At 60.4% G+C, this 1,040-nt stretch carries 2 protein-coding genes and 1 pseudogene; 2 read left to right on the forward strand and 1 reads right to left on the reverse strand.

Going from position 1 to position 1,040, the window contains the following annotated elements; genetic code table 11:
* Nucleotides 1-124 precede the first annotated feature (124 nt).
* Both AN233_RS06035 and yciH read left to right on the forward strand, forming a co-directional pair.
* Nucleotides 125-412, forward strand: coding sequence for a hypothetical protein (locus tag AN233_RS06035; RefSeq protein ID WP_058365922.1), 288 nt, complete (start codon nucleotides 125-127; stop codon nucleotides 410-412).
* Nucleotides 413-452: 40 nt separating this feature from the next.
* The gene (gene yciH / locus AN233_RS06040) at nucleotides 453-755 is read left to right on the forward strand and encodes a translation initiation factor (protein ID WP_058365923.1); all 303 of its coding nucleotides are present in this window, start codon (nucleotides 453-455) and stop codon (nucleotides 753-755) included.
* Nucleotides 756-800: 45 nt separating this feature from the next.
* Here the strand turns inward: yciH and AN233_RS06045 are convergent.
* Nucleotides 801-1,040: pseudogene (locus AN233_RS06045) on the reverse strand (FAD-dependent monooxygenase); the annotation flags it as partial.

Genomic DNA, 1,040 nt, shown 5'->3' on the forward strand with positions numbered 1-1,040 from the left:
CTGTTCAACAAACCGGAGTAACCGCGACTTTGGGAGAGCCTGCATTCGGTCAAACTACCGGGCGAACCTGTAACCCTCTGAGGATTTCAACAGAGCTAAGTCGCTCTATTTCCAGCGCGAACTCGTGGGCGTCGGGCGCGCCGTGTTGTACGCCGCGTTGCCCGCAATCGCGCTCACGGCGTACATGATGGTCCTGTTCGACCCGACCGCCGTGTCCGACTGGCTGTTCGGGGTCACCGATGTGGTCGGAATCCGTACGAGCTTTCTGTTCGTGGGCGTCGTGTTCGTACTCTCGCTGGTCCCGTTCGCGCTACTGCTTTCCTACCTGCTGCGGTTGCTCACCGTCGTGAACCGGACGCTGACGATTGGCCCGTTCTTCCTCGACGAATCACAACTCCCCGAGCGCGAGTAGCGCCCGCAGCGTTTTACGCGCCGAGTGCCTATACAGAACCGTGCCACAGGACGATTTCAGTTCTATCACCGGCCTGCCCGACGAACTCGACATAGAGGACGACCTCGCTCGGACTTCTCAGCGCGTCTCGATTCGGACGGACGAACGACGGTACGGCAAGGCCGTCACCATCGTTGAGGGTCTCGACCCGTCAGGGATCGACGTCTCGGAACTCGCCTCGGAACTCAAGAGCCAACTCGCCACCGGCGGCACGGTCGATGACGACCGCATCGAACTACAGGGCGACCACCGCGACCGCCTGCCCGAACTGTTAGAAGAGCGCGGATTCAGCGTCGAGGAATGAAAACTCAGGATGATTTTCAAGTATCCCTAGCGTACGCCGAATCGCTCAGTTCATGTAGTTTTCGCCCATCCGCTGGCCCTCGGCAACGAGCCGGCGGCCGGTATCGAGTCGGTTTTCTTCCCAGTTCCTGAGCGCGGTTTCGAGGTCGCGTTTCTCCAATGCGTCGGTGAGTTCGATACCATCGGCGGCGGCTTTTGCGGTTCCAGCGGCCGTGTGCGGTCGCGCGACGAACGCGCAGTCGCCGAGCAAGCATACGTGATCGAACACTATTTGCAGCACAGGTAG

The organism is Haloparvum sedimenti, from assembly GCF_001462205.1.
Lineage (GTDB): Archaea > Halobacteriota > Halobacteria > Halobacteriales > Haloferacaceae > Haloparvum > Haloparvum sedimenti.